The 23,586-nt window shown below is 61.4% G+C and carries 24 protein-coding genes and 1 other RNA gene; 9 read left to right on the forward strand and 16 right to left on the reverse strand.

Features of this window, described 5'->3' with window-relative positions; genetic code table 11:
• Nucleotides 1-5 precede the first annotated feature (5 nt).
• From tolQ to AB4Z24_RS04570, 8 genes are all read right to left on the reverse strand, one after another.
• Nucleotides 6-722: a protein TolQ gene (gene tolQ / locus AB4Z24_RS04535; protein ID WP_441706217.1), complete on the reverse strand. Its 717-nt coding sequence runs from the start codon at nucleotides 720-722 to the stop codon at nucleotides 6-8.
• A gap of 353 nt (nucleotides 723-1,075) precedes the next feature.
• The gene (gene ybgC / locus AB4Z24_RS04540) at nucleotides 1,076-1,567 is read right to left on the reverse strand and encodes a tol-pal system-associated acyl-CoA thioesterase (protein ID WP_441706218.1); all 492 of its coding nucleotides are present in this window, start codon (nucleotides 1,565-1,567) and stop codon (nucleotides 1,076-1,078) included.
• A complete protein-coding gene (locus AB4Z24_RS04545; RefSeq protein ID WP_441706219.1) occupies nucleotides 1,564-2,508 on the reverse strand; it encodes a metallophosphoesterase in 945 nt (314 codons plus the stop codon). The genes ybgC and AB4Z24_RS04545 overlap by 4 nt, the downstream gene beginning before the upstream one ends.
• A gap of 120 nt (nucleotides 2,509-2,628) precedes the next feature.
• The gene (gene ruvB, locus AB4Z24_RS04550) at nucleotides 2,629-3,675 is read right to left on the reverse strand and encodes a Holliday junction branch migration DNA helicase RuvB (protein ID WP_441706220.1); all 1,047 of its coding nucleotides are present in this window, start codon (nucleotides 3,673-3,675) and stop codon (nucleotides 2,629-2,631) included.
• A gap of 66 nt (nucleotides 3,676-3,741) precedes the next feature.
• A complete protein-coding gene (locus tag AB4Z24_RS04555) occupies nucleotides 3,742-4,161 on the reverse strand; it encodes a hypothetical protein (RefSeq protein WP_441706221.1) in 420 nt (139 codons plus the stop codon).
• Nucleotides 4,162-4,204: 43 nt separating this feature from the next.
• Nucleotides 4,205-4,828, reverse strand: coding sequence for a Holliday junction branch migration protein RuvA (ruvA, locus tag AB4Z24_RS04560; RefSeq protein ID WP_441706222.1), 624 nt, complete (start codon nucleotides 4,826-4,828; stop codon nucleotides 4,205-4,207).
• Nucleotides 4,825-5,352 carry a crossover junction endodeoxyribonuclease RuvC gene (ruvC, locus tag AB4Z24_RS04565; RefSeq protein WP_441706223.1) on the reverse strand — a complete coding sequence of 176 codons (528 nt, stop codon included), beginning with the start codon at nucleotides 5,350-5,352 and terminating at the stop codon, nucleotides 4,825-4,827. The genes ruvA and ruvC overlap by 4 nt, the downstream gene beginning before the upstream one ends.
• Nucleotides 5,349-7,454, reverse strand: a complete 2,106-nt coding sequence (locus AB4Z24_RS04570) for a hypothetical protein (RefSeq protein ID WP_441706224.1) — start codon at nucleotides 7,452-7,454, stop codon at nucleotides 5,349-5,351. Before AB4Z24_RS04570 ends, ruvC begins: the two co-directional genes overlap by 4 nt.
• Nucleotides 7,455-7,617: 163 nt before the next feature.
• On the opposite strand from AB4Z24_RS04570, the gene AB4Z24_RS04575 reads away from it, so the two are divergent.
• Complete coding sequence (locus tag AB4Z24_RS04575) at nucleotides 7,618-7,920, forward strand: hypothetical protein (protein ID WP_441706225.1); 303 nt, start codon at nucleotides 7,618-7,620, stop codon at nucleotides 7,918-7,920.
• A gap of 23 nt (nucleotides 7,921-7,943) precedes the next feature.
• Here AB4Z24_RS04575 and AB4Z24_RS04580 read toward each other — a convergent pair whose 3' ends face one another.
• The 6 genes from AB4Z24_RS04580 to AB4Z24_RS04605 form a co-directional block, all read right to left on the reverse strand.
• Nucleotides 7,944-8,693, reverse strand: a complete 750-nt coding sequence (locus tag AB4Z24_RS04580; protein ID WP_441706226.1) for a YebC/PmpR family DNA-binding transcriptional regulator — start codon at nucleotides 8,691-8,693, stop codon at nucleotides 7,944-7,946.
• Between the two features lie 151 nt (nucleotides 8,694-8,844).
• The gene (locus tag AB4Z24_RS04585) at nucleotides 8,845-9,672 is read right to left on the reverse strand and encodes a TIGR00282 family metallophosphoesterase (protein WP_441706227.1); all 828 of its coding nucleotides are present in this window, start codon (nucleotides 9,670-9,672) and stop codon (nucleotides 8,845-8,847) included.
• 13 nt (nucleotides 9,673-9,685) lie between these two features.
• Nucleotides 9,686-10,261 (reverse strand): 5-formyltetrahydrofolate cyclo-ligase, encoded by a 576-nt coding sequence (locus tag AB4Z24_RS04590; RefSeq protein WP_441706228.1) that lies wholly within the window; start codon nucleotides 10,259-10,261, stop codon nucleotides 9,686-9,688.
• 36 nt (nucleotides 10,262-10,297) lie between these two features.
• A non-coding RNA gene (ssrS, locus tag AB4Z24_RS04595) (6S RNA) lies at nucleotides 10,298-10,457 on the reverse strand.
• A 62-nt stretch (nucleotides 10,458-10,519) separates the two neighbouring features.
• Nucleotides 10,520-10,858, reverse strand: coding sequence for a cell division protein ZapA (locus AB4Z24_RS04600; protein ID WP_441706229.1), 339 nt, complete (start codon nucleotides 10,856-10,858; stop codon nucleotides 10,520-10,522).
• A gap of 45 nt (nucleotides 10,859-10,903) precedes the next feature.
• On the reverse strand, nucleotides 10,904-11,125 hold the full coding sequence (locus tag AB4Z24_RS04605; protein WP_290992170.1) for a hypothetical protein: 222 nt from the start codon (nucleotides 11,123-11,125) through the stop codon (nucleotides 10,904-10,906).
• 273 nt (nucleotides 11,126-11,398) lie between these two features.
• Here AB4Z24_RS04605 and gap point away from each other — a divergent pair, with 273 nt between their 5' ends.
• Both gap and AB4Z24_RS04615 read left to right on the forward strand, forming a co-directional pair.
• Entirely contained in the window at nucleotides 11,399-12,409 is a 1,011-nt protein-coding gene (gene gap / locus AB4Z24_RS04610; protein ID WP_441706230.1) for a type I glyceraldehyde-3-phosphate dehydrogenase, read from the forward strand.
• Nucleotides 12,410-12,484: 75 nt separating this feature from the next.
• Entirely contained in the window at nucleotides 12,485-13,519 is a 1,035-nt protein-coding gene (locus AB4Z24_RS04615) for a class I fructose-bisphosphate aldolase (protein WP_441706231.1), read from the forward strand.
• 103 nt (nucleotides 13,520-13,622) lie between these two features.
• Here the strand turns inward: AB4Z24_RS04615 and AB4Z24_RS04620 are convergent, their stop codons facing one another.
• The gene (locus tag AB4Z24_RS04620; RefSeq protein ID WP_441706232.1) at nucleotides 13,623-15,878 is read right to left on the reverse strand and encodes a L,D-transpeptidase family protein; all 2,256 of its coding nucleotides are present in this window, start codon (nucleotides 15,876-15,878) and stop codon (nucleotides 13,623-13,625) included.
• 321 nt (nucleotides 15,879-16,199) lie between these two features.
• On the opposite strand from AB4Z24_RS04620, the gene AB4Z24_RS04625 reads away from it, so the two are divergent.
• From AB4Z24_RS04625 to AB4Z24_RS04645, 5 genes are all read left to right on the forward strand, one after another.
• On the forward strand, nucleotides 16,200-16,853 hold the full coding sequence (locus AB4Z24_RS04625) for a thiamine phosphate synthase (protein ID WP_441706233.1): 654 nt from the start codon (nucleotides 16,200-16,202) through the stop codon (nucleotides 16,851-16,853).
• Nucleotides 16,850-17,947, forward strand: a complete 1,098-nt coding sequence (locus tag AB4Z24_RS04630) for a tetratricopeptide repeat protein (protein ID WP_441706234.1) — start codon at nucleotides 16,850-16,852, stop codon at nucleotides 17,945-17,947. Before AB4Z24_RS04625 ends, AB4Z24_RS04630 begins: the two co-directional genes overlap by 4 nt.
• Nucleotides 17,948-18,028: 81 nt before the next feature.
• Entirely contained in the window at nucleotides 18,029-18,823 is a 795-nt protein-coding gene (locus tag AB4Z24_RS04635) for an inositol monophosphatase family protein (RefSeq protein ID WP_441706235.1), read from the forward strand.
• Nucleotides 18,824-18,939: 116 nt separating this feature from the next.
• Nucleotides 18,940-19,989, forward strand: coding sequence for a flagellar motor protein MotA (locus AB4Z24_RS04640; protein ID WP_441706236.1), 1,050 nt, complete (start codon nucleotides 18,940-18,942; stop codon nucleotides 19,987-19,989).
• Between the two features lie 5 nt (nucleotides 19,990-19,994).
• Nucleotides 19,995-21,023 carry a peptidoglycan -binding protein gene (locus AB4Z24_RS04645; RefSeq protein ID WP_441706237.1) on the forward strand — a complete coding sequence of 343 codons (1,029 nt, stop codon included), beginning with the start codon at nucleotides 19,995-19,997 and terminating at the stop codon, nucleotides 21,021-21,023.
• Between the two features lie 225 nt (nucleotides 21,024-21,248).
• On the opposite strand, the gene AB4Z24_RS04650 is transcribed toward AB4Z24_RS04645, so the two are convergent.
• Nucleotides 21,249-23,072 (reverse strand): ABC transporter transmembrane domain-containing protein, encoded by a 1,824-nt coding sequence (locus AB4Z24_RS04650; protein ID WP_441706238.1) that lies wholly within the window; start codon nucleotides 23,070-23,072, stop codon nucleotides 21,249-21,251.
• A gap of 275 nt (nucleotides 23,073-23,347) precedes the next feature.
• Here AB4Z24_RS04650 and rpmE point away from each other — a divergent pair, with 275 nt between their 5' ends.
• On the forward strand, nucleotides 23,348-23,572 hold the full coding sequence (gene rpmE / locus AB4Z24_RS04655; protein ID WP_290992150.1) for a 50S ribosomal protein L31: 225 nt from the start codon (nucleotides 23,348-23,350) through the stop codon (nucleotides 23,570-23,572).
• Nucleotides 23,573-23,586: the final 14 nt, after the last annotated feature.

Here is a 23,586-nt window from a genome sequence, read left to right on the forward strand (position 1 = left end):
TGGATTTAAGCCCTCACGTCGATCTGGCGAGATACGATCGCTGCGAATTCATCGGAAAAAGCATAGAGACGTTGAGAGATCGCGGCCGAATCAGCCGAGAACTTATTGTAGAAAATAACCGCCGGAATGGCGGCCATGAGGCCAAGCGCCGTCGCGAACAAGGCTTCCGCGATACCGGGCGCGACCACCGCTAGCGAAGTGTTCTTCGAAACGGCAATCGACTGGAAGCTCGTCATGATGCCCCAGACCGTACCGAAGAGTCCAACGAACGGTGCTGTCGATCCGACCGTCGCAAGAAACAGGAGACGCCGGTCGAGACGTTCCATCTCGCGGCTGATCGTGACGTCCATCACCTTCTCGACGCGCAGCTGAATGCCGCCGAGCGCGCGGATGTTGCCTTCGACCGATCGTTTCCACTCACGCATCGCCGCCACGAAAAGCGCCGCCATCGTGATCGTCCGCCCGCGCGAGAGGTTGGCGTAAAGCTCATCGAGCGACTGGCCCGACCAGAACAACTGCTCGAAGCGATCGCTCTCGACGCGCGCGCGCCGGAACGCCAGGAGCTTTTCGAAGATGATCGCCCACGACCAAACGGACGCGACGCCGAGCCCTGTCATCACGATTTTGACGACGAGGCTCGCCTGCATAAAGAGCTCGATGAACGAGAAGCCGCTCGCTCCGACCGGGGCAACGGCGCTTTGGGCGACATCCGCGGGATTCATTTCACCATCCATGTCGAAGAATTGCGATACCCGTACGGAACCGCACGGGCCTTGGAATTTCGGCAGCATTGGGACGCGCCCGGCGCGGGCCCGATGAAGTTTGCGTATGACGGCGTAATGACGTCCACCCCGGCAGCAAGCGCCATCGCCCACCGCGCTCATTCGCATCGAGAGCTTTTGACGCCCAATATGACCAAACGAGGGCTTTGTGTAGCCGATGGCAATGACGCATCTTCGTGTTTATCCACGAAAAATGCGGCCATTGATCTCACCATGAGCCATGCAGAGCGTGCTCGCGAATGTCAATTGGCGTCTGGACGCGGCGTCCGGAACGTCCACGAAATCCCGGGGAACTAGGCGGAAGAATTCTTTCGCCCTTCGGCGTGCGCCTCGAATGCCTTTCGAACCGTGTCGCTCAAACGGAGAGGTTTTCCCGAAATCGACACGAGCACCACGACGACCTCGGCCGAGACGAGAGGCACACCGTCGCGGCTGATCCTCTGGTCGAGCGTTACGCTGGCCGCCCCGAGTTCCTTGACGCGCGTTTCGACCTCCAGGAGATCGTCCATGCGTGCCGGACGTGCGAAATCGAAGGACATGCGACGGACGACGAAAGCGGCCGGTTCGCGGCTGTCGGTGCCGTCGATCATCCGCCGGGCGTCGGTGCCGAGCAGCCGGAGAAAATCTGTGCGTCCGCGCTCCGCAAACCGCACATAGGACGCATGATAGACCACGCCGCCAGCATCGGTGTCTTCGAAGTAGACCCGTACGGGAAGGATGTGACGCTGGCCTTCTGCGTCCTGAACGATGCGCCCGGCAAGGTCTGGCCAACGCGCTCCGGTCAAACCTGGCCCTCCTCGGCACCGCCGAGCTCGATCATCACGATCTCGGGCGGAGAGCCGAACCGGATCGGCAATGATGAGCAGCCAAGACCGCCGGAAACGACCAAGTGGCGGCCGTTTTCGACGATGTGGCCATAAGCGTACCGCGAGCCGAACCGCGACGGTACAATCGGCGCGTATCCCAATATGCGGACCTGCCCGCCGTGCGTATGGCCCGAGATCGTCAGCGAAACGCGCTCCGGCACGACCGGGAAAATATCGGGCTCGTGCGCCATCAGAAGGAGCGGTGCATCGTCCGTTATCTGTCGCAGCGTCCCCGGCAGATCGTCGACGCCGTCAAAGGCGACTTTTCCGCCGGCTACGGACTCGTCGTAATCGTCGTCGCGGCGCTTGAACGCCCATTGGTCGCCGAGACCGGCGAGCCAGAAGGGCTTGCCGTCCTTCTCGAGGCGGACGGCGTTATTTTCATAAACGGAAATACCGACGGCTTGCAGCGCGAGGCCCGCCGGTGTCGGGCCCGCGCGTCTGTCCTGCACCTCTCGCGACTCCCACCAGTCGTGGTTGCCGAGAACCGCATGCACGCCCAATGACGCCGAGAGCTTCGCGAGCGCCGTCGCCCACGCGCCGTTGCTCACCTTCTGCGAATACTTGCCGAGCCGGTGCCCCACGACGTAGTCGCCGAGCAGCAGAATTGCATCCGCGCCAAGACTATTCGTCTGCTCGACGATGCCTTGAAGCCGCTCGACCGACATCCACGGCTCGCAAACATGCAGGTCCGCGAGCACGGCAAGCTTCAGCTTGAGACCCGGCGTCCAGTTTGGCGGTGTCAGGTTGTAGACCGTGACTTTTTCACGGAAGACCTCGGCGAGCGCATAACCGCTCAGCGCCGTCGTGCCGGCACCGGCAATGCCCGTCATCTTGAGCAGATCGCGACGGCTGATCAAAACCCGTTACCCTCGGTCTCGTTAAATCGGATTGTGCTGTGAAATCAAAACCAACGCACCTTGGCCAGAGAATGCTGTCGAAACCGTGAATTCCGCCACTCTAAAGCAGGAACAGCGGCGTTAAGTCCCGTCTGCATCGTCTTCGAAAATCGGCAGTTCGGGGGAAGCCGCACGTGCTGGACCGCTGACGCCGAGATGCCGGTATGCCTTCAGTGTTAACACCCGGCCACGCGGCGTGCGGCCGATGAACCCCTGTTGCAGCAAAAAGGGCTCGACGATTTCCTCGAGCGCATCGCGTGGCTCGGAAAGCGCCGCCGCCAGCGTTTCGATGCCGACCGGCCCGCCTTCGTAATTCTTGAGAATGCAGCCGAGATATCGGTGATCGAGCGCATCCAGCCCCTCGTGGTCGACTTCAAGCATCGTCAGCGCCCGGTCGGCGACTTCGGCATTGATAATGACTGCGCCTTCGACGCTCGCGAAATCACGTACGCGGCGCAAGAGGCGCCCGGCGATCCGCGGCGTTCCCCGCGAGCGTTTGGCGATCTCTCGCGCACCATCCGGCGACATCTGCGCGCCGAGCACGCGCGCGCCGCGGCCGACGACGAGTTCCAGCTCACCGATCGAATAGAAGTTGAGCCGCACAGGAATGCCGAAACGATCGCGCAGCGGATTGGTCAGGAGCCCGGCGCGTGTCGTCGCGCCGACCAGCGTAAATTTCGGAAGATCGATTCTGACCGACCGCGCCGCCGGTCCCTCACCGATCATCAAATCGAGCTGGAAATCCTCCATCGCCGGATAAAGGATTTCTTCGACCGCCGGATTGAGCCGGTGGATTTCGTCGATGAAGAGCACGTCGCGCTCTTCGAGATTCGTCAAAAGCGCCGCGAGATCGCCGGCTTTCGAGATCACCGGCCCCGACGTCGCGCGAAATCCGACGCCCAGTTCCTTCGATAGGATCTGCGCGAGCGTCGTTTTCCCGAGACCAGGAGGGCCCGCGAAGAGCACATGGTCGAGAGCATCGCCCCGCCCGCGCGCTGCCTTGATGAAAACCCTGAGGTTCGCCCGCGCCTGTTCCTGCCCGACGAATTCATCGAGCGATTGCGGACGTATCGTCGCCTCGAAGGCGTCGACGTCGTTTCGCGCGCTGCTGACAAGCCTGTCGGTCATGGTTTGTTCGTGATGCTATTCGGCTGCGCCGTCAAGTCGAGCGGCAAATCTCTGGGCTTCCCGTGATCAGGATTTGAGAATCCCGGCCACGATCAGCAACGCCCGCATGCCGATCATCAGAAGCCCCGCGGCGAATGCGAGAAACGGCACCCCGCCCGGCGCGTCGAATGGAAATATGATGACCGCCGCCATGAACGCGAGGACACCCGCGACCGCCGCTTCGAGCCAGCTGTAGGTGCCACGTTGTAAAACGAACGGCGTTAAGCCCAGCGCCCCGATCGTTGCCGGAAAGGCGCTCCAGACGAACGCATCGATAGCAGCTTCGCCAAGACCCTCGGCCCCACGCGGCGGCAACAACGGATCGGTCAATGGACTGAGAAACATCAGCCCGAGAGCGATAAGGCCCGCAAAAAAGGCGACCGCGAGAGAGGTAATGAGCACCATCCAAATCGTGCGTTGGGTGTTGCTCAAAGTAATCTTACGCATGGTGAGGCAACGTTTCCGATCGATTTTGCCGGTCTCAGGGCTGTTATCGAGCCAGTTCCTTAAGACTTCGCTTGATGAGGCCGGCCGTATCCGCCGCCTGGCCTAGATCCTTTGCAGCGATGGCTACGGCGGCACTGGCCTGGGCCGGGTTATAGCCGAGATTGGTCAACGCCGAGAGAGCTTCCGCAAACGCCATGCCCAAAGGTCCTTCGATCGCGGACGACGATGTAGCACCCGCCGCCGGAATCGCATGACCGCCGAGCGATAGCGCCGGGGCCTTGTCCTTCAGCTCGGCGACAATGCGCTGCGCCAGCTTCTTGCCGACACCGGGGGCCTCTTCGACCGCCGCCCAATTGCCGAGAGCCACCGCGCTGGCAATGTCCTGCGGCGCCAATACGCCGAGAACGCTCAACGCGACTTTGGCTCCGACGCCTTGAATGGACTGCAAGGTGCGGAACCAGCTCCGCTCGAGTTCACTCTGAAATCCGAACAGCCGGATCGCGTCCTCGCGGACGTGCGTATCGATCGTCAGAGACACATTATCGCCGGGCTTCAAATTGCGCAGCGTTCGCGATGACGCCTGCACTTCGTAGCCGACGCCGTTGACGTCGATCACGAGAAAACTTTCGCCGACAGCGTCGACCTTGCCCTTGAGCTTGCCGATCATGACTGCGGAACCTTGGTTGCAACGGCTGCCAGCCGCTGCCGGCTGACGCGATGATGAGCGTGCGTTATGGCGATCGCGAGCGCATCGGCTTCGTCGGCACATCCGAAGGTCGCCTTCGGCAACAGAAAACCGATCATCGCCTGGATCTGCTGCTTTTCGGCGTGTCCCGCCCCCGTCACCGACTTCTTGATCAAATTCGGCGTGTATTCCGCAACCCTGAGACCGAGCCGGGCGGGCGCGAGTAGTACCGCGCCGCGCGCCTGTCCGAGCTTCAGCGTCGAACGCGGGTTCTCGTTGACGAACGTCTCTTCGACGGCAGCCTCGGACGGACTGAAACTCTGGATGACGCTCGTCACGGCGTCGAACAGTGCGGAAAGCCGGTAGGCGAGATCGTCGTCTTTCGGTGGCGTGATGACGCCTGACGCGACGTAACCGAGCCGGACGCCGTCGCTTTCGACGATGCCCCATCCCGTGCGCCGCAACCCGGGATCGATGCCGATAATGCGAATCGTTCGTCCATTCATGCTCTCCGCATAGCACGAACCGCATAGGGCGCCGAAGGCGTCATCGGTGGCGGCGGCAGCGGCGGCGGTTTCGTCGCGTCGGCAACCTTGCCCGTCAGAATCGCATCCAGCGCCTCGGCGACGGCGGGCTCCGTCCAGTAGCCCGTATGCCCGCCGATCCCCATGACGTGGTTGTCGATGCGCAGCCCGCGCGGCGGGTTGATGCGGCCGCCGATGTAATCGTCGACGCGATAGAGATTGATCCAGCATTTGAGGCTGGCGGCGATGCCGAGCGGTGCCCCCTTCGAGGCCGAGTATTCATGGAAATACTTTTGATAGAGCGTACCGAGCGGTGAGCCGAACGTCAGCAGCGCCGGCGAAGCGTCGCCCAGCCTCGTGTAATGCGGGCCGTTATCGCGCAGGAAGTCATACACGATGACCGAGCCCTGGCTGTGCGCCAGAAAAATCACGCCATCGTAGCCTTGGTTCTGAACGAAGTGTTCGAGAACGAGATTGAGCCGCCCCTGAATACGCTCACGCCGCAAATGCCGGAACCGCGCGCGGAAGGCTGACGGGATGAAGTACGCCGCCGTCTCCTGCCGCGGCTGATAATGATGGTCGATCAGATCGCGCGCGACGTTCACGACGTTCGCAATGCGCCGACCGAAGAAGAACGGCAGCACCAGCGCGACGACGGCCGCGAGCGGAAGGATATAGCTTCTGAGCGTCACGAAGACATGGTTGCTGTCGAGGTAGGGTTGCACGAACACCAGCGCGAAGACGACAATGAAAGCGATGATCAGCAGCCCGACAAGAAACGGATTGAAGAGCAGCCTCGGCATGTTCCGCGCCGTGTGCTCGAGATCGGACAGGCCTCGTCGCGCCCGCAAATGTCTGAGTTCGATCAAAATGCCGCCGCCGATGATGAAGAGCATCACCGTTAGAGCGGCCGCCGCGAAGATGAATTTGAACCGGCCGATCCAGTCGAGTTCGATATTGGGAACCTGCACGAGCTTGGCGACGGCGCTGTTCCTGTCGATCTGATGCGCCTCGATCGCGCGCTCTATGAACGGCTTTGCTTCCTTGAGGGTCGTTATCGTCTCGGCGCGATTGAGGATCGGATAGATCGCGCTGACGACGACCGTCGTCCAGAGCAGGAATTGCATGATCAAAATAGCGATGCTCGTCGAAACCGTCGCCAGGCGCGAGCGATCGCCCGTCTTCAACGCGCGCAGATAAGCAATGCCGAGCAGCGCCGTGGCGAACAGCATGATCCCGCCCCAAATGCGCCAGCCCCAGATGATGACCTTGTAAAGACCGTTGATGTAGCAGGCAGCCGCCGAGGATCCGGCGACGGCACAATCCACCACATGCGCGCCAGCTCCGCGCTCCGGACCAATCTCGAGATCAGGAACGTTTTTAAGCAGCGGCAACAGCACATCGTAAAATGTCAGCCCGAACACCGCGAGCGCCGCAATCCCGAGCCAGAATACGGTGTCGTACCACGAGTAATCCTGCTGTCGCGAAATCCGGTAGAAGACGTAGAGCGATCCGATGAACATGATCGCAGTGACGATCAGCACCTGCGATCTCACGTCCACGACGTCGGTCGTCAGCGTTGCAGGCTCGAAAAGGAAAAGGCCGCAGATAACGGATGTCACGATCGTCAGTGCAGCGCTCGGCCCGCGAATGAGCCACCCGGCAACCCATAATATTTTTCGGAGCAGCCACGAGATCACATCCCGTGTGCGGTCGAGCATCGCGTCCACGAGGTGATGGGATTCGAAGATGACCCGGAAGAGTTGCAGCAGCGTGTTGACACGGCCTTCTTGAACCGTGGTCAGATCGGCCCAGTGCAGTTCCACCGCCTCGATCTCGATGCCGCTGGTGTGCGCGGCGCCGCGGCGAATAACCGGAAAAACCGGCGGCGGCGACCCGGCCTCGGGCTCTGCTATCCGGTTATATTCGTTGGCTGGGGAAACACTGTAGCCCGGCCTCGTCGAGGCCAGCGTATCGAGAACGGCGTTGACGCAATAACCGGGCTCGGTCTCACCGACGCCATGGACGACGACCAATCCGACGCGAACCCGGCCCCTTGCACCCGATGGTCCGTCCGCCGCCATTTACTCCCCCTCGTACGCAACATGCGCAGCAATCATAACTTTTTTGGCAAGGCGGGCGATAGCCCCTCTCACCGTGAACGGCCCTCGTCAGAACCCGAGATTTGGGCTTTAGTGTTGCCGATTGACCAGCATCTTCATAACCAACCCAACCGGCGAGGAAGTCATGGACCCCGGATTTGCACATCCCCTCTGGATTGTGGCGGGCGTATTACTGATTTTTGCCGGTTTCTGGCTCTTTCGATGGTCCCGGCGTAACAGCGCGTCCGCCGAAATTGCAGCAGCAACAACCGAAGCCGCCGTTAACAAACTTTTGAAAAATCCCGCCGGCTCGGCGAAGCCCGCGAAGAAGCGCGCGGCCGCCAACTTTCGCAATGCCATGGCTCAGCTCGCCGGGATTGTCGGCCTGCTGATGATCATCGCCGGCCTCGTCTACGCCGTGTTCGGGATATTCTATTCGGGAGAATAGGGCAGCGATCGGCAGCGCCTGCCTCAGGCCGCCGTCAGCTTCTTCATGACCTCGTCCGAAATCTCGAAATTGGCGAAGACGTTCTGCACGTCGTCGTCATCCTCGAGAGCTGCCAGCAGTTTCATGATCGACTGGGCGTTGTCCTCATCGACGGACGTCGTGAGGTTCGGCTTCCAGATCGCTTTGACGCTTTCCGGCTCGCCAAGCTTCTTTTCGAGTTCCCCCGCGACCGTGCCCAAGGACTCGAACGCGCATGAGATCACATGTGCAGCGGCATCCGATTGCACGTCATCCGCACCGGCGTCGATCGCGGCTTCGAGAATGGTCTCTGCGGAACCAGCGGCAGCTTTGTAGGTGATCTCGCCGATATGATTAAACATATGTCCGACGGCGCCGGTCGCACCGAGGTTGCCGTTGAATTTCGTAAACACGCTTCGGACAACGCCGCCCGTCCGGTTGCGATTATCCGTGAGAGCTTCAACGATCACGGCGACGCCGCCGGGCGCATAGCCCTCGTAGCGGACCTCTTCATAGTTCGCGAGATCGCCGCCCTGCGCCTTCTTGATGGCGCGCTCGATGTTGTCCTTCGGCATATTCTCGGCGCGCGCTTCCTGGATCGCGAGGCGCAATCTCGGATTCATAGTGGGGTCGGGCGTACCCGACTTCGCAGCAACCGTGATCTCGCGCGCAAGCTTCGCAAAGAGCTTCGAACGCATCGCGTCCTGCTTGCCCTTGCGGTGCATGATGTTCTTGAATTGCGAATGGCCGGCCATGCTCGTGCTCGCTCGACTTTAAGAATTGCGCTGAACTGAAGTCCGTCTTTTGCGCAACGGCCGCGCGCCGGTCAAGAGAGCGACGGCCATTGGCCGAAAGACCCACCGCCACGGCCTCAAAAAGCTTGGAAAACCGGCAGCGCGTGCCGCCTCAATTCTGCTGCCAGAACGCGGGAATGGCAGGCTCGAGATGCGGCCCAAGGCGCAAAGGCGCCGTGTTCACCGCCAACCCCGTTGCATCGTCGATGTCGACCGCAAGTCCGGAAATCGTTCCAGGACCAGCCGCCGGCTCGAAACGGCCGCGCGGAATCCGCGTCAAGAACCGGTTGATCGGCTCTTCCGTATCCATGCCAAGCACGGAGTTGTAATCGCCGCACATGCCCGCGTCCGACATATAGGCCGTGCCGTTGGAAAGAATTCGGGCGTCCGCCGTCGGCGTGTGCGTGTGCGTCCCGACGACGACGCTAACGCGCCCGTCGAGGAACATTCCCATCGTCTGCTTTTCGCTCGTCGCTTCGGCGTGAAAGTCGATCAGGATGGCATCAGCACCGTGTTTCAATGCGCACGCCGAAATCTCCGCATCGACCGCGCGAAACGGGCAGTCGAGTTCGCTCATGAAAATGCGGCCCATCGCATTGACGACGAGCACATCCGCCCCGCTCTTCGCCTTGAGCAAAGTCGCGCCTCTTCCAGGCGTTCCCTTCGGATAATTCAGTGGCCGGATCAGCCGCTCGTGACGTTCGATGAAAACCAGCGCCTCTTTCTGATCGAACGCATGATTGCCGAGCGTCACGCAATCGGCGCCCGCGTCTATCAGATCGTTGAGGATCGCCTCGGTAATTCCGAAGCCGCCAGCCGAGTTCTCGCCGTTGATCACGACGAAATCCAGCCCATGGCGTTTGATCAATCCCGGCAATGCATCACAAACCACCGTTCGGCCCGGGCGACCGACGATATCGCCGAGAAACAAGAGACGCATCAAGACTTCCGGATCAAGGATCGAAACAACGTTGCGGGCCCGAGGGTGTCAGCACCCAATCGAGTTTCTCGTCATAGCTTTCGGCCGGGACCGCGTCGACCCTTTGTTCATCATAGGCGACGCCCACGGCGACGACGCGCTTCAGCTGCCTTAATCGCCGCAGCGTCCGGTCGTAAAAACCGCCGCCGTAGCCGAGCCTGTAACCCCTCGCGTCGAAGGCCAGGAGCGGCACCAGAAGGACATCCGGGTCGACCGCGGGCTTGTCGTCGAGCGGCTCCGCGATACCCCACTGCGCCGGCGCCATGGCATCGCCCGGCGACCACGATCGCATCAGAAGCGGCTTCCCGCGCCCCTGCATGACCGGAAGCGCCAGCTTGAACCCTTCGGCCTGCAGCCAAGCCATCAGCGGCGCTGGATTGATCTCGTCGCGGATAGCCGCAAAGCCCGAGACGACCGCATCGGGCTTGATACCCAAAAAATCGAGGCCCTGGGCCGCAATTTTCCGGCTCGCCTCCGCTCCGTGACGCTCAAAGGCCGCTTTCCGCCGGCGAAACGCTTCGGCTCGCAACTCTTTTTTGGCGTCTGGCATAACTTCCGAAGTCAAACGGCTCAATCCGTCCAAAAGGCAAATGCCGCGAAGGCCGTTGGGAACATGATCCCGCGTGGTCCCTACGAGCGTAGGTGGGCACCATATGTCCGAAGCCACGGCTCCGGACAGGGACAGCACCCGTGCGGATCTTATAGGCCCCCGGGTCATTTGTCCCTGACGAGCCCCGCAGCACCCCTGATTTAAGCGAGATACCGGGAAAAATCCAGGGCCCGGCCGGGCGTTATCCTGGGATACGCGCTAGCCTTTGGCCCGCCGCCTCACCGGCTCGATGTCTTCGTCCTCGTGGTCGGAACCGGGGTCATCGGCCTCGATGCTGCGAATGGCGGCCGATCGCACCTCCGGCGCGCTGCCTTCGAGCAGCTCGTCAACGTCCGCCCGGGCGTCGAACAGCTCGTCGGTCACCATTAATGCAGCCATGAGGATGAGCCGCTCGTCGCCGACGGCGCCGTGCTCCTGCAGCAGTCCATCGAGCTTGGAGCTTAGATAATCGACGATATCCGTGAGACGCCGCGCATCGTGCTCTTCGCACGAAAAGCGATAGGTGCGTTGATTGAAGGTGAACGGGACTTCGGCCATTCTATCCGGCAGCTCCGCCGCTCTCCGATTGAACGACGCGCACAGTCAACCGCTCTCGCGCAGACTATGAAGCGAATCGAGCGCCCAATCAATCCGGTTGAGCGCATCAGCCGACCGCTGCTCGAGCTCCGCGATACGCTGATGCGCGGCCGCCAACTCGGCACGCAAGCGCGCGTTTTCCGACCGGAGCTCAACGTCGCCCATCGGTTTGCGGGCAGGCTTGACCTCTTCCCCGCGCTTGATCTTGACGGTGTTGCGTTCAGTCATGGCCTCTAATCGCCCTCTCGGGCGACACGATTGACGCACCTTAGTCGCCGCCTACGTTACGTGGCGAAGGTAAACGACGTCAATAAACGAGACCGTGTTTGTACCCTGTTGAACGAAAAGATTTGCCGGGCAGTGTCTCCAAGCACGGGGCCTATTTGATTGACAGCAGGCCACCAACTGACGTTAAAGACCCGCAATTCCTGGCGATAACGGCGATCAGGCGGTATCTCGTCAGATCAAGCATAAATCTCTTACCCCGGAGGACCCCCGAGAATGACTGTGAAGGTGGCGATCAACGGTTTCGGCCGCATCGGTCGTAACGTGCTGCGCGCAATCATCGAGAGTGGACGCACGGATATTGAAGTCGTCGCCATCAATGATCTCGGTCCCGTAGAAACGAACGCCCATCTGCTGCGTTATGACAGCGTGCATGGACGGTATCCGAAAGAAGTGAAGGTCTCCGGCGACACGATCGATGCGGGCAGCGGACCGATCAAGGTCACCGCGATCAAGAACCCGGCTGAGCTTCCGCACAAAGCCCTCGGCGTCGATATCGCGTTCGAGTGCACGGGCATCTTCACGTCGAAAGAGAAGGCGAAGGCGCACCTCGATGCGGGCGCCAAGCGCGTGCTCGTCTCCGCACCCGCCGACAACGCCGACCTGACGGTCGTCTACGGCGTCAACGACGACAAGCTGACGAAGGACCACGTCGTCGTCTCGAACGCATCGTGCACGACGAACTGCCTCGCTCCGGTCGTCCACGTCCTGCACGACGTCATCGGCGTCCAGCACGGCTTCATGACGACGATCCATTCCTACACCGGCGATCAGCCGACGCTCGACACCTTGCACAAGGATCTCTACCGCGGCCGTGCCGCCGCGCTGAACATCATCCCGACGACGACGGGCGCCGCGAAAGCGGTCGGCCTCGTCATCCCGGATCTGAATGGCAAGCTCGACGGCGCCTCGATGCGCGTGCCGACGCCGAACGTCTCGCTGATCGATTTCAAGTTCGTCGCCAAGCGGAATACGACGGCCGAGGAAGTCAATAAGGCCATCATCGAGGCGTCGAAGTCGAACCGCCTCGCCGGCATTCTGGCGACGACCAACGAAAAGCTCGTTTCCATGGACTTGAACCACGACGCCGCGTCATCGACGGTCGCCCTCGATCAAACCAAGGTGATCGACGGGAACTTCGTCCGCGTTGTCTCGTGGTACGACAACGAATGGGGCTTTTCGAACCGCATGGCCGATACCGCAGTCGCGATGGCCAAGCTGATTTGATGGAATTCAGACGGGCGCTGTGAAACAGCGCCCGTTTTCACGAGTAAGGAATTGAAAACGCCTACGGAGGCAAAAATGAGCGACAAACTTGAGGATATTGCCCGCGCCCTCGTTGCGCCTGGCAAAGGCATTCTCGCTGCCGACGAAAGCACGAGCACGATCAAGAAGCGCTTCGACACGATCAAGCTCACCTCGACCGAGGACAGCCGCCGCGACTACCGCGAGATGCTGTTCCGCGCGACCGAGGGTATGAAAAACTACGTCTCCGGCGTCATTCTTTATGACGAGACGTTGCGGCAGAAGGCGAAGGACGGAACGCCCCTCGTCGACATCATGAAAGCCGCTGGCTCTATTCCGGGCATCAAGGTCGACGTCGGAGCCAAGCCGCTCGCCGGCCCGACGTCGAAGATCGAAACGATAACCGAAGGCCTCGATGGTCTGCGTGAGCGCTTCGCCGAGTACCATAAGCTCGGCGCGCGCTTTGCGAAGTGGCGCGGCGTCATCACCATCGCCGACGGCCTGCCGAGCTGGAACTGCGTGAAGGCCAACGCGCACGCGCTCGCCCGTTACGCCGCCCTCGCCCAGGAAGCGGGTATCGTTCCGATCGTCGAGCCTGAGGTTCTGATGGACGGCCCGCATTCGGGCCACGACATCGACGAATGCTACCGCGTGACGGCATGGACGCTGCGCACCGTGTTCCGCGAGCTCTACGATGCGCGCGTGGAACTCGAAGGCATCATCCTGAAGCCGAACATGATCATCGCTGGCCAGAAATCGCCGAAGCAGGCGAGCCCCGCCGAGGTTGCCGAAAAGACCATCAGGTGCCTCAAGGAAACGGTGCCGTCCGCAGTTCCGGGAATTGCATTCCTCTCGGGCGGCCAATCCGATGAGGTGGCGACCGAGCACCTGTCGCTCATGAACGCCGCCGGCCCGCTGCCGTGGCCGCTGACGTTCTCTTACGGCCGTGCGCTGCAGGCCGCAGCGATCCAGGCCTGGGGTGGAAAGCCGGAGAATGTTGCTGCCGGTCAGCGCGCCTTCACGCATCGCGCCAAGATGAACAGCCTCGCCGCGCTCGGCAAATGGAACGAAAAGCTCGAGAAGGCCGCCTGAACTCGCGCCGCCTCGAAACACAAATTGCGAAACAGAAAAAGAGCGGATCGTTTGATCCGCTCTTTTTTTGTCTGCGGCTCACCGAATGGCCGATAGCGCCGGCTCAGTTCAGGAAGATGTTCGAAAGCGCATCCTGAATGGTGCCGCCGGTTGATTTGCCCTGCGGCTTCTGCTGCTTCGCCGATGCGCTCTTCTTCGCGTTCTTCTTCGATGATGGAGGTGTATCCATCATGCTGTCAGATCCGGCATCGCCGATCCTGGTGCCGCCGCGCGGCTCGTTGGACGCGCTCGGTGCATCCGATTCCGTCGGATCGATCGATTCCGGCGCCGTGTAGCGAACCGGATGACCGCGTAGCGCCGACATGATCCGTCCATCATGACCATAGATGTCCTGATAGGTCGCGAGCCGTCCATCGTCGTCGACGCGAGCTGTGAAGTACACCAGATAGACCGGCACTTCCTTCGATAGCGTAACGTTTGCGGCGCTATCCCAGAGCTGCCCGACTTTCTCGGTCGAGTATCCCTTATCTTGGGCGAGTAGAACTTCCGCCGTCCGGCGTGGCTCCTCGACGCGCATGCATCCGTGGCTCAAAGCGCGGTAGCTTTGACCGAAGAGATCACGCTGGGGCGTGTCGTGCATGTAAACGTCATGCCGGTTCGGAAAGCGGAATTTGACGAGACCGAGCGGATTGTCCGCCCCGGGCGGCTGAGTGAAGCTGTACTGCCGGATATCGGCCGTGCTCCAGTCGACGGAATCCGGATTTATCGGCTGGCCCTTGTAATAGACCTGCAATTTGTACGACTCGAGCACGCGGGAGCCGCCACCGCCACCACCACCGAACAGCTGGTCGAAGAAACCGATACCCGTACCTCCGCCGGACGCACTTCTGAGACGCGGTAGAAGCTCCTTGGCCTTGATGCCGTCGGGCATGCCCCAGCTCGGATGGAAGATCACAAATTGCATCTTCGCCGAGAGCACCGGCGTTGGCCAGGACGGTTGCCCCACGATCATCTTCTGCTTGAGCTCTAGCTCGTTACCCTTCCAGATTTCGCTGGTGAACTCGGGAATGTTGTTCATCACATAGAAGGGCCCGAGATCCACAGGCAGCCACCGCCAGCGCTCCATGTTCACGATCAGCCGGTCGAGATTGCGCGTGGGATCAACTTTCTTCGGCTCGCCTTCTTTGTTCAGCGCCTCGCGAACGCGATTGGTCACGACACCATTGGACTTGAGGCCATTGTCCTGCTGAAAGGCGCGCACGGCGTCGGCCAGCTGGTCGTCGTAAACGCGCTCGTCGGCGGAATTGCTGGCCGGCACCTTCAGACGTTGGCGGAGCAGCAACACCTGATCGTCTTCCGCGCCGGGCTTCAACTGTTTGCCTTGCGGCAGCTTTACCAACAGCGCCGGATCGATCGGCTCTTCTTCCTGCTTCGGACCGCGCGCCTTCAGCAACGCCTGGCGCAGCCGCTCGAAGCCGACGTGCCTCGGATTTAGACCGCGCAGGTACGCATCGGGCTCGGCGACGCTCGCCAGTTCGCTCACCACCGACTTCGGATCTTTGACCGGCGGCTTCATGTCAAGAATATTGCTGAGCGCCACGGGATCGAGACGGCCGCCACGTGCAAAGCGCGCATATTTCAACGCCGAAAGCGTCAGCTGGGCTTCCGCTGCGCCCTGTGCTTCAGGGCTCGCCCCGCTCGAAAGTTCCGGCACCGGGAAATCGCTGGGCTCGAGACCCCAATCGTCCGCGCTTCTGAGCGTCGAGATCACGGCCTTGGCTTTATGCGTGAACGCGCCGTCGTGCACCCACACGGGTTCGGTTCGCGAGTTGTAGAAGTCGCGCGCGGCCGCAACATCCTCGCTGACGTTGTCACGGCCTGCGAGAGATTTCTCGCCGAGTTTCGCTCGGACCGCCTCAACGATCGGACTGACGGGCGGCGCGACGGGTGCAGCAACGGCCGGTGTCGCCTCGGGCTTCGGTTGAGTTGCAGTATCCGCAGGCGCCACAGCGGGCGTTGCCGCGGCCGGATCTGTCGCCGATGGCGGCGGTGTCGATACGTTCGGCTCCGCAGGAGGAGCCGTTTCACTGGCGGGCGGCGTTACGGCCGCCGTCGATGGCCTCGGAGCAGCCGGAGCTTCCGCCGCGGGCGATGAGGTGGCGGCTTCAGCCGCGTCTTTCGTTGATTCGGAAGAGGGAATCGCGCCGGTTGTTGCAGGCGTGCTGGACGGCGGAAAATACGTCGTCGTCCCGTCCTGCGAATTCTGAACCGTCGGCTCTGACATGGCGGCAGGAATGCCGCCGGCTAAACCAATCCCCAGCAAGCTAACGCCGATAAGGCGAAGAGAAAATTTATTCATTCCCCGTTTGGCTCCGATAGGCGAGAGGCGCGGCGATGCCAGCGTTGCCGACACTACGTGAGCCCTCAAGTTGGCGGAAAAACGCCGAAACTCAGAGATGGGCAACCATCGCCCGTCCCCCCTCGTTGGTAAACTGCGTAAGGCTCGGAATCCGGCGAAAAAACCGGTCTGTGACCAAGAAAACTCGAATCGTCTTGAGTATAGCCTCGATTGCTGCGACCCAATGCGGGAAACCAACGTTGCCACACACCTTGAATGCCCCCGTTCTTGTTTCCGCCGCAATCGGCTTTGAAGAGCGGGCCTGAATTGGAGCCTTATCGCGTGTCGAGCGCCACCAGCCTTTATCTAGATTTCGAGATCGATGCGGGATCTACCGCAGCGCACGCAGCAAGCGTGCTGAAGGCCGCGTGCGATGCCGCGCATCTCGCGAGCATTCTCATTCGTCCTGCAGATGGCTCCGCACTCGACGAAGCCACCGCGCGCACACTTATTGCTGAGGCTCAGAAAAGGAATATCGCGGCCCTCGTCGCCTCGAGCCTCAACGATGCGGCGAAACTCGGCGCCGACGGCGTCCATTTGCCTTGGTCGCGCGAAATCGTCCGCGAGTTCAAAACTTTGAAGCAAGCGGCCGCGCCGGGAATGATCATTGGTGTCGATGCCGGGCGCAGCCGTCACGACGCAATGGAAGTGGCGGAAGCAGGCGCCGATTACGTTGCCTTCGGCGTTCCCCCTCACGTCGAAGACCTGGAACGCGCCGCCGAGCGACAGCTCGATCTCGTCTCATGGTGGAGCGAAGTGTTCGAAATTCCCTGCGTCGCCTTTGATGTCAATAGTCCGGACTCTGCGCATTCCCTCGCCGCAACCGGCGCTGACTTCGTCGCGGTACGCCTCACATCCACAAATGCTGCGGAAACGGCCGCTTCTGAAATCCGTAAATTTTCCGAGGCCTTGAGAATTCGGGAGCCCGCGAAATGATCGGGCGCGTCACGAAGTTCGTAGCCCCTGTCGCGCTGTTGGCGCTCTTCGGCGTCGGCGCCGCCGCGCCGCTGATGGCCGACAACAGCTCGTGGATCACGAGGGAAACCGAAACGCCGGTCCCGAAGCTCGCTCCGTCGCCGAAGAAGCCCGCGAACTCCGCTGCGCCGGCAAAGGCGCAGGACGGAACGACCGACATCCGGAAATCAATTCCATCGACGGTACCGGCGACCGGTGACGACGCGGCTTACACTGCATTCGATCAGGGCCAGTATCTGACGGCTCTGAAGCTCGCCGAGGAAGCGGCCGCGCGCGGCGAGCCCCAGGCCAACACGCTGATCGCGCGCATCTACACGGAAGGTCTCGGCGTCCAGAAGGACGACCGGAAAGCCTTCGAATACTATAAACGCGCCTCCGACATGGGCGACATCCAAGGCACCTTCGCGCTTGGCATCTCCTACGCCGAAGGCCGTGGCGTAAAGAAAGACCGCAAAATCGCCGCCGATTTTTTTGAAAAAGCAGCGCTGACCGGCCAGGCCGAAGCCAACTACAATCTCGGCCTTCTTTTCCTCAAAGGCGACGGCAAGCCCGAAAACCCCATTCGCGCCTTCCAGCACATCCGCTATGCCGCGGAAAAAGGCTTGGCGCAGGCACAATACGACCTCGCCGAGCTTTACCAGACTGGAACGGGCACCAATGCCGACGCACTCGAGGCTGCGCGATGGCTGTCTCGCGCCGCCGAGCAGGGCTATCCCGAGGCCCAGTACGATTACGCCGTTCGCCTCATCCAGGGCATGGGCCTGACGAAAGACGAGCCCAAAATCCCGATCCTGATGAAAGCCGCCGCCGACAAGGGAATCGTCGGCGCCCAGAACCGCATGGCCTACATTTACCTCGATGGCATCAAGGTGAAGAAAGATCCAATCGAGGGAGCCAAGTGGCGTCTGATCGCCAAAAAGGGCGGTATTGACGACAAGACGCTCGACGACCAGATCGCCAAAATGCCGAAAGCCGACCGCCAGAAAGCGGAGGCAGAGGCATCCGCCTGGACCGACCGCATTCGGGTCGACACCGGCATGGCCGAAGCGCCGTAGCCTTTCAGTCGCCTTGCCACCCGGTGCAAGAGCCGTTAGAGCCCGGCACTCCCCTTTTTTGCGGCCGTCCGGACCAATGAAATGAATAACGTATCCCCGACCCTCAACGTCATGATCGCGGCGGCACGTAAGGCGGGGCGCAGCCTCGTTCGTGATTTCGGCGAGGTCGAGCAGCTGCAGGTCTCGATCAAAGGCCCGGCCAACTTCGTTTCCGCCGCCGACCACAAGGCGGAAGACATCATCTTCAAGGAACTCTCGAAGTCTCGCGGCACCTACGGCTTCCTGATGGAGGAACGCGGCGAAATCGTCGGCGCTGACAAAACACACACGTGGATTGTCGATCCGCTCGATGGAACCACCAATTTCCTCCACTCGAACCCGATGTTCGCCGTCTCGATTGGCCTCGAACGCGAAGGTCAACTCGTTGCCGGCGTCATTTACAATCCGGCGACCGACGAGCTTTTCACGGCCGAAAAGGGCAAGGGCGCGTTCATGAACGACCGCCGCCTGCGCGTCGCAGCACGCAAGAACCTCGGCGATGCGCTCATCACGACCGGCATCCCTCATCGCGGCCGCGAGGGACACGCACGCTATCTGAAAGAAATGGACGTGATGATGAAGGAAGTCGCGGGCATCCGCCGGACGGGTTCGGCCGCCCTCGATCTCGCGTTCGTCGCCGCGGGCCGGTTCGACGCCTACTGGGAGCACAATCTTCAGCCGTGGGACGTTGCCGCGGGCATCGTCATCGCCCGCGAAGCCGGCGCTTTCGTCACCGATTTGAACGGTGGCGATAAGATGCTGGAAACTGGCGACATTCTGGCCGCCAACGCCACCATTCACAAAGCTTTGGGGTCATATCTCATCAATAAGGCCTGAATCGTGCTGCATGGTCGCGGTCTGGCCGCGACTTCGGCATGAAGTTGCCCGTTTTCGATGGAACAGCCTTGCGCTAGAGTTCTAGCGGATAGCTGGGCTTCGGAGGGCGAGGAATAATGGCCAAGATCCGCCCGGGCGATGCTTCGGCACTCGCGCCGGTATCACGGCGGCTGACACCACCCGGTGTCTTTTTGCTGCGCATGACGATCTTTTTGACGTTGGTCGGCTTTCTGGCCGCGATACTCTTTGATCAATTGCAGCACTCGTTCCTCAACAATCCGGGTCTCAACGGCCTGATCGTTGGAACGTTGGCGCTCGGCATCGTCTACGCCTATCGCCAAGTCTTCCGGCTTTACCCTGAAATCCGCTGGGTTAACGCCTTCCGCATCTCCGATCCTGGTCTATCGATTAGCGCCCGCCCCGTGCTGCTGGCGCCGATGGCCACGATGCTGCGCGATCGAACCGGCACGCTGTCCCTGTCGACCGCGGCGATGCGCTCGTTCATGGATTCGATCGGCTCAAGGCTCGACGAAGCCCGGGATACCGGCCGCTACCTCGTCGGCCTGCTTGTGTTTCTCGGCCTCCTCGGCACCTTCTGGGGTCTTCTCGAGACCATCCAGTCGGTCGGCCAGGCCATCGATACCCTCGACAGCAAGGCGACCGATAACGTTCAGCTCTTCAGCGATTTGAAAGCTGGCTTGTCCGCCCCGCTGAAGGGCATGGGCACCGCCTTCTCGTCATCGCTGCTGGGTCTCTCGGGATCGCTGATCCTGGGCTTCCTGGAGCTTCAGGCAAGCCACGCCCACAACCGGTTCTACAACGAGCTCGAGGAATGGCTGTCGGGCATTACGGAGCTGTCGCCCTCGGGCGCAGGTGCCAACACCAATGACTATATCAGCCGCCAGCTTCTGTCGGCGGTCGTCGAAATGCAGCGGTCGCTCGAGGACTTCGCCAACCGCGTCGTCGATCAGACGGCGGGACCGGCGAAAGGCACGCCCGCGCAGGACGACGTGCGAGACCTTGCACGCGGCGTCAACCAGCTCGTCACGCAAATGCGCTCGGAGCAAAAGGTCGTCCGCGAGTGGGTCGATGAGCAGGCGCAGAGCCAGGCCGAAGTTGCCCACATGCTGCGCAACCTCGCCGACGCCATGAAGCGCGGGGTCTAAGGCCCATGGCACGCGGACGTTCCCGTCGCGGCGGTGAATACGGGGAATTCTGGCCTGCCTACGTCGACGTGCTGTCGACGCTGCTTCTCGTCGTCACCCTGTTGATGTCGATCTTCATGATTGCCCAATACTTCTCCGCCCAGGAGTCGACGGGAAAAGACTCAGCCCTCCAGCGCCTGACCCGGCAGATCACCGAGTTGACCTCGATGCTCTCGCTCGAAAAGGGCAGGTCCCAGTCAGCGCAAGACGACCTATCCGCACTGCAAGCATCCCTCTCCGCCCTGAAGTCCGAGAACGAGAAATTGACCGGCGCCGGGCTCGGCTCGGATGAGCGCGCCAAGGCAGCGGAAGGACGCGCCGTGGCCCTCGGCTCCGATCTCGAAAAAGAGAAGAACATCTCGGCAGAAGCCCTGTCGAAAGTCGATCTGCTCAACCAGCAGCTCGTCGCCCTCCGCCGCCAGATCGCGGCGCTGAGCGAGGCTCTCGATGTATCCCAGAAGAAGGGCACCGAGAGCGACAAGACCATCAAGGATCTCGGCGCCCGCCTCAACACTGCGCTCGCGCAGCAGGTGCAGGAATTGAAGCGCTATCGTTCGGACTTCTTCGGCCGCCTGAGAGAGCTTCTGAAAGACCGGAAAGACATTCGCATCGCGGGCGATCGCTTCGTCTTTGAATCGGAAGTTCTCTTCCCCGCGGGATCGGCGACACTGACGCCCGAAGGCGACGCCGCGATGGACCAGATCGCGTCGGCGATCCTCGAGTTGCAAAAGGAAATCCCGCCCGACATCGATTGGGCGTTGCAGATCAACGGCCACACTGACATACGCCCGATTTCGCGCTCGCAGTTTCCGTCGAACTGGGAACTATCGACGGCGCGCGCCGCGTCCGTCGTCAAATATCTGATCTCAAAAGGTGTCCCGCCCGATCGCCTTGTCGCCGCGGGCTACGGCGAGTTCGCGCCGATCGACACCGGCTTGACGGAAGAAGCCTTCCAAAAGAACCGCCGCATCGAGCTGAAGCTGACGAACAGATAAGGGATCGCGCTTTCGCGCCGAAGGCGAGCGATGTCGAAACCCGCTCCGTTCTGCCGATTACGCGATGCCGAGGGTATAGGCGAGCCAACGGATGATATCGCCGTTGTTGTACGAAATATCGTACACGAAACAGCCAAACAGCGCGACAATGACCGTCAAAGCCCTCATGCTACTGATGATCAGCACGCAGATATTAAGAGCCGATTAAAAAGCGACCGGCCTAGGCTATTCGGCCGCTTCGCGCCCGAATTGCAGCTCGGCAAGGTGCGCATAAATTCCGCCGCGGCGAACCAGCTCGAGATGCGTGCCGGCTTCGACGATCCGGCCTTTCTCCATGACGAGGATACGGTCGGCTTTCTGCACCGTTGCTAGCCGGTGCGCGATGACGATCGTCGTCCGGCCTTCCATCAAGTCTTCGAGCGCCCGCTGCACGGCGCCTTCGCTCTCCGCATCGAGAGCGCTAGTGGCTTCGTCGAGCAGGAGGATCGGTGCGTTCTTCAGAATGGCGCGTGCAATGGCGATCCGCTGCCGCTGGCCGCCGGAAAGCGATGTGCCCCGTTCGCCAAGCTTCGTATTGTAGCCGTCGGGAAGACGGCGAATGAACTCGTCTGCCTGAGCCGCCGTCGCTGCGCGGCGAACCTCTGAGAGCGTCGCACCGGGCGTTCCGTAGCGGATGTTTTCGGCAACCGTATCGGCAAAGAGCGCGACGTCCTGCGGCACGAGGGCGATACGCCGGCGCAGCGCCGCAAGGTCGGCATCGGCGACGTTGACACCGTCCACGCGAACGACGCCTTCACTGGGATCGTAGAAGCGCAGAAGCAGATTGAAGATCGTCGTCTTGCCCGCCCCCGATGCGCCGACGAGAGCCAGCGTTTCGCCGGCGTTGGCGCGGAAGGAGACGCCGCTGAGTGCCTTCTCCGCCGGATGGGTCGGATAGGCGAACGTCACGTTCTCGAATGCGATGGTGCCGGTCGACGGCTCCGGCAGCGGCGTTGGATTGTCTGGCGAACGGATGTCAGGCACCGTCGCCATCATTTCCGAAAGCCGTTCCGCGGCGCCCGCCGCTTGACTGACCTCTCCCCAGACTTCCGACAGCTCGGCCAGAGCTCCAGCCGCAAACAGCGCATAAAGCACGAACTGCCCGAGCCGGCCGCCAGTCATGTCCCCTTCGACGACCTCGGACGCGCCATACCAGAGCACGCCCGTCACGCTCACGACGGTGAGAAAGATCGCAACGCCCGTCAGCGCCGCGCGCGCGAGCATCCGCCGCCGCGCTGCCGAGAACGTCCGCTCGACGGCACGCGAGAAGCGATCTGAGACCGTCTTCTCATTCACATAGGCTTGCATCGTCAGATAGGCGCCGAGGTTTTCCGAGGCATAGGCAGACGCCTCGCCGAGCGTATCCTGAGCGTGCCGAGACAACCGGCGGACGACGCGGCCAAATCCGACAAGCGGCAGAACGATGATCGGAATCGCCAGAAATACGAGCGCCGACAGATTGGGGCTCGTGATGAACATCATGATGAGCGCGCCGACCAGCATGATCGAATTGCGCGCCGCCTGGCTCAATGCCGAACCTGCTACGGCCTTGATCTGCGTGGTGTCCGCCGTGAGGCGGCTCATGATCTCGCCGGAATGGTTGAGATCGAAGTACGACGGACCGAGCTTGGCGAGCTTGGCGAAGACCTTCGTTCTGAGGTCCGCAACGACCCGTTCACCGATCCAATTGACGAAATAGAACCGCGCGGGGCTCGCGATCGCGATGATGAGACCGATGCCGATCATCGTCAGGAAGTAGTTGTTGATTAACGTCGAATCGTTGCTGCCGAAGCCGTTGTCGATCATCCGGCGCACGGCAAGCGGCACTGAGAGCATCGCCAACGCCGAAACGACGAGCGCAATGATCGCACCCCAAAGGGCGCCCTTGTGCGACAGGATGAGTGGCCTGAGTGCAAGGAGCGGCTTGAGCGCCGTGCGCTTCGATTGTCGCGTACCCTCGTCGGCGGTTTGGGCCCTTTCGGGGCCCTGATCTGCAACGTCGCTGCTCATCGGCCTTTTTTGGTCCAAAGCTCGGGGAAACAAGATGATTCAACCCTGGAGCCGGCCCGGACCATGCCCCACACGACCGCCGGGCTCAAGAGACAATGGGCCGCTTTTTGGCCGCCGATCCTTACGATTTGCCCAGGTTCGGCCTATGATCCGGCCTTGTCTAGCGTGCTTATCTCGGCTAAAGAACCCGCCAATTCAGTCCCCTTTGCAACGACCGGGGCCGAGGCTCTTCAGAGCTTCGCCGTGAAAACGCATTACAAGACGGACCCAAGGCTATGAAGAAAGACGCCGACCTTCACCCGGATTACCACCAGATCACGGTGGTGATGACCGATGGAACGGAATTCACGACCTATTCGACCTATGGCAAGGCCGGCGACAAGCTGACCCTCGACATCGACCCGAACACGCACCCGGCCTGGACCGGCGGCGACGCGAAGTTGATGGACCGTGGCGGCCGCCTGTCGCGCTTCAAGAAGAAGTTCGAAGGCATGTTCTGATCGCCGAAGCGCGA

The sequence above is a fragment of the Hyphomicrobium sp. 2TAF46 genome, from assembly GCF_052114865.1.
Classification (GTDB): domain Bacteria; phylum Pseudomonadota; class Alphaproteobacteria; order Rhizobiales; family Hyphomicrobiaceae; genus Hyphomicrobium_B.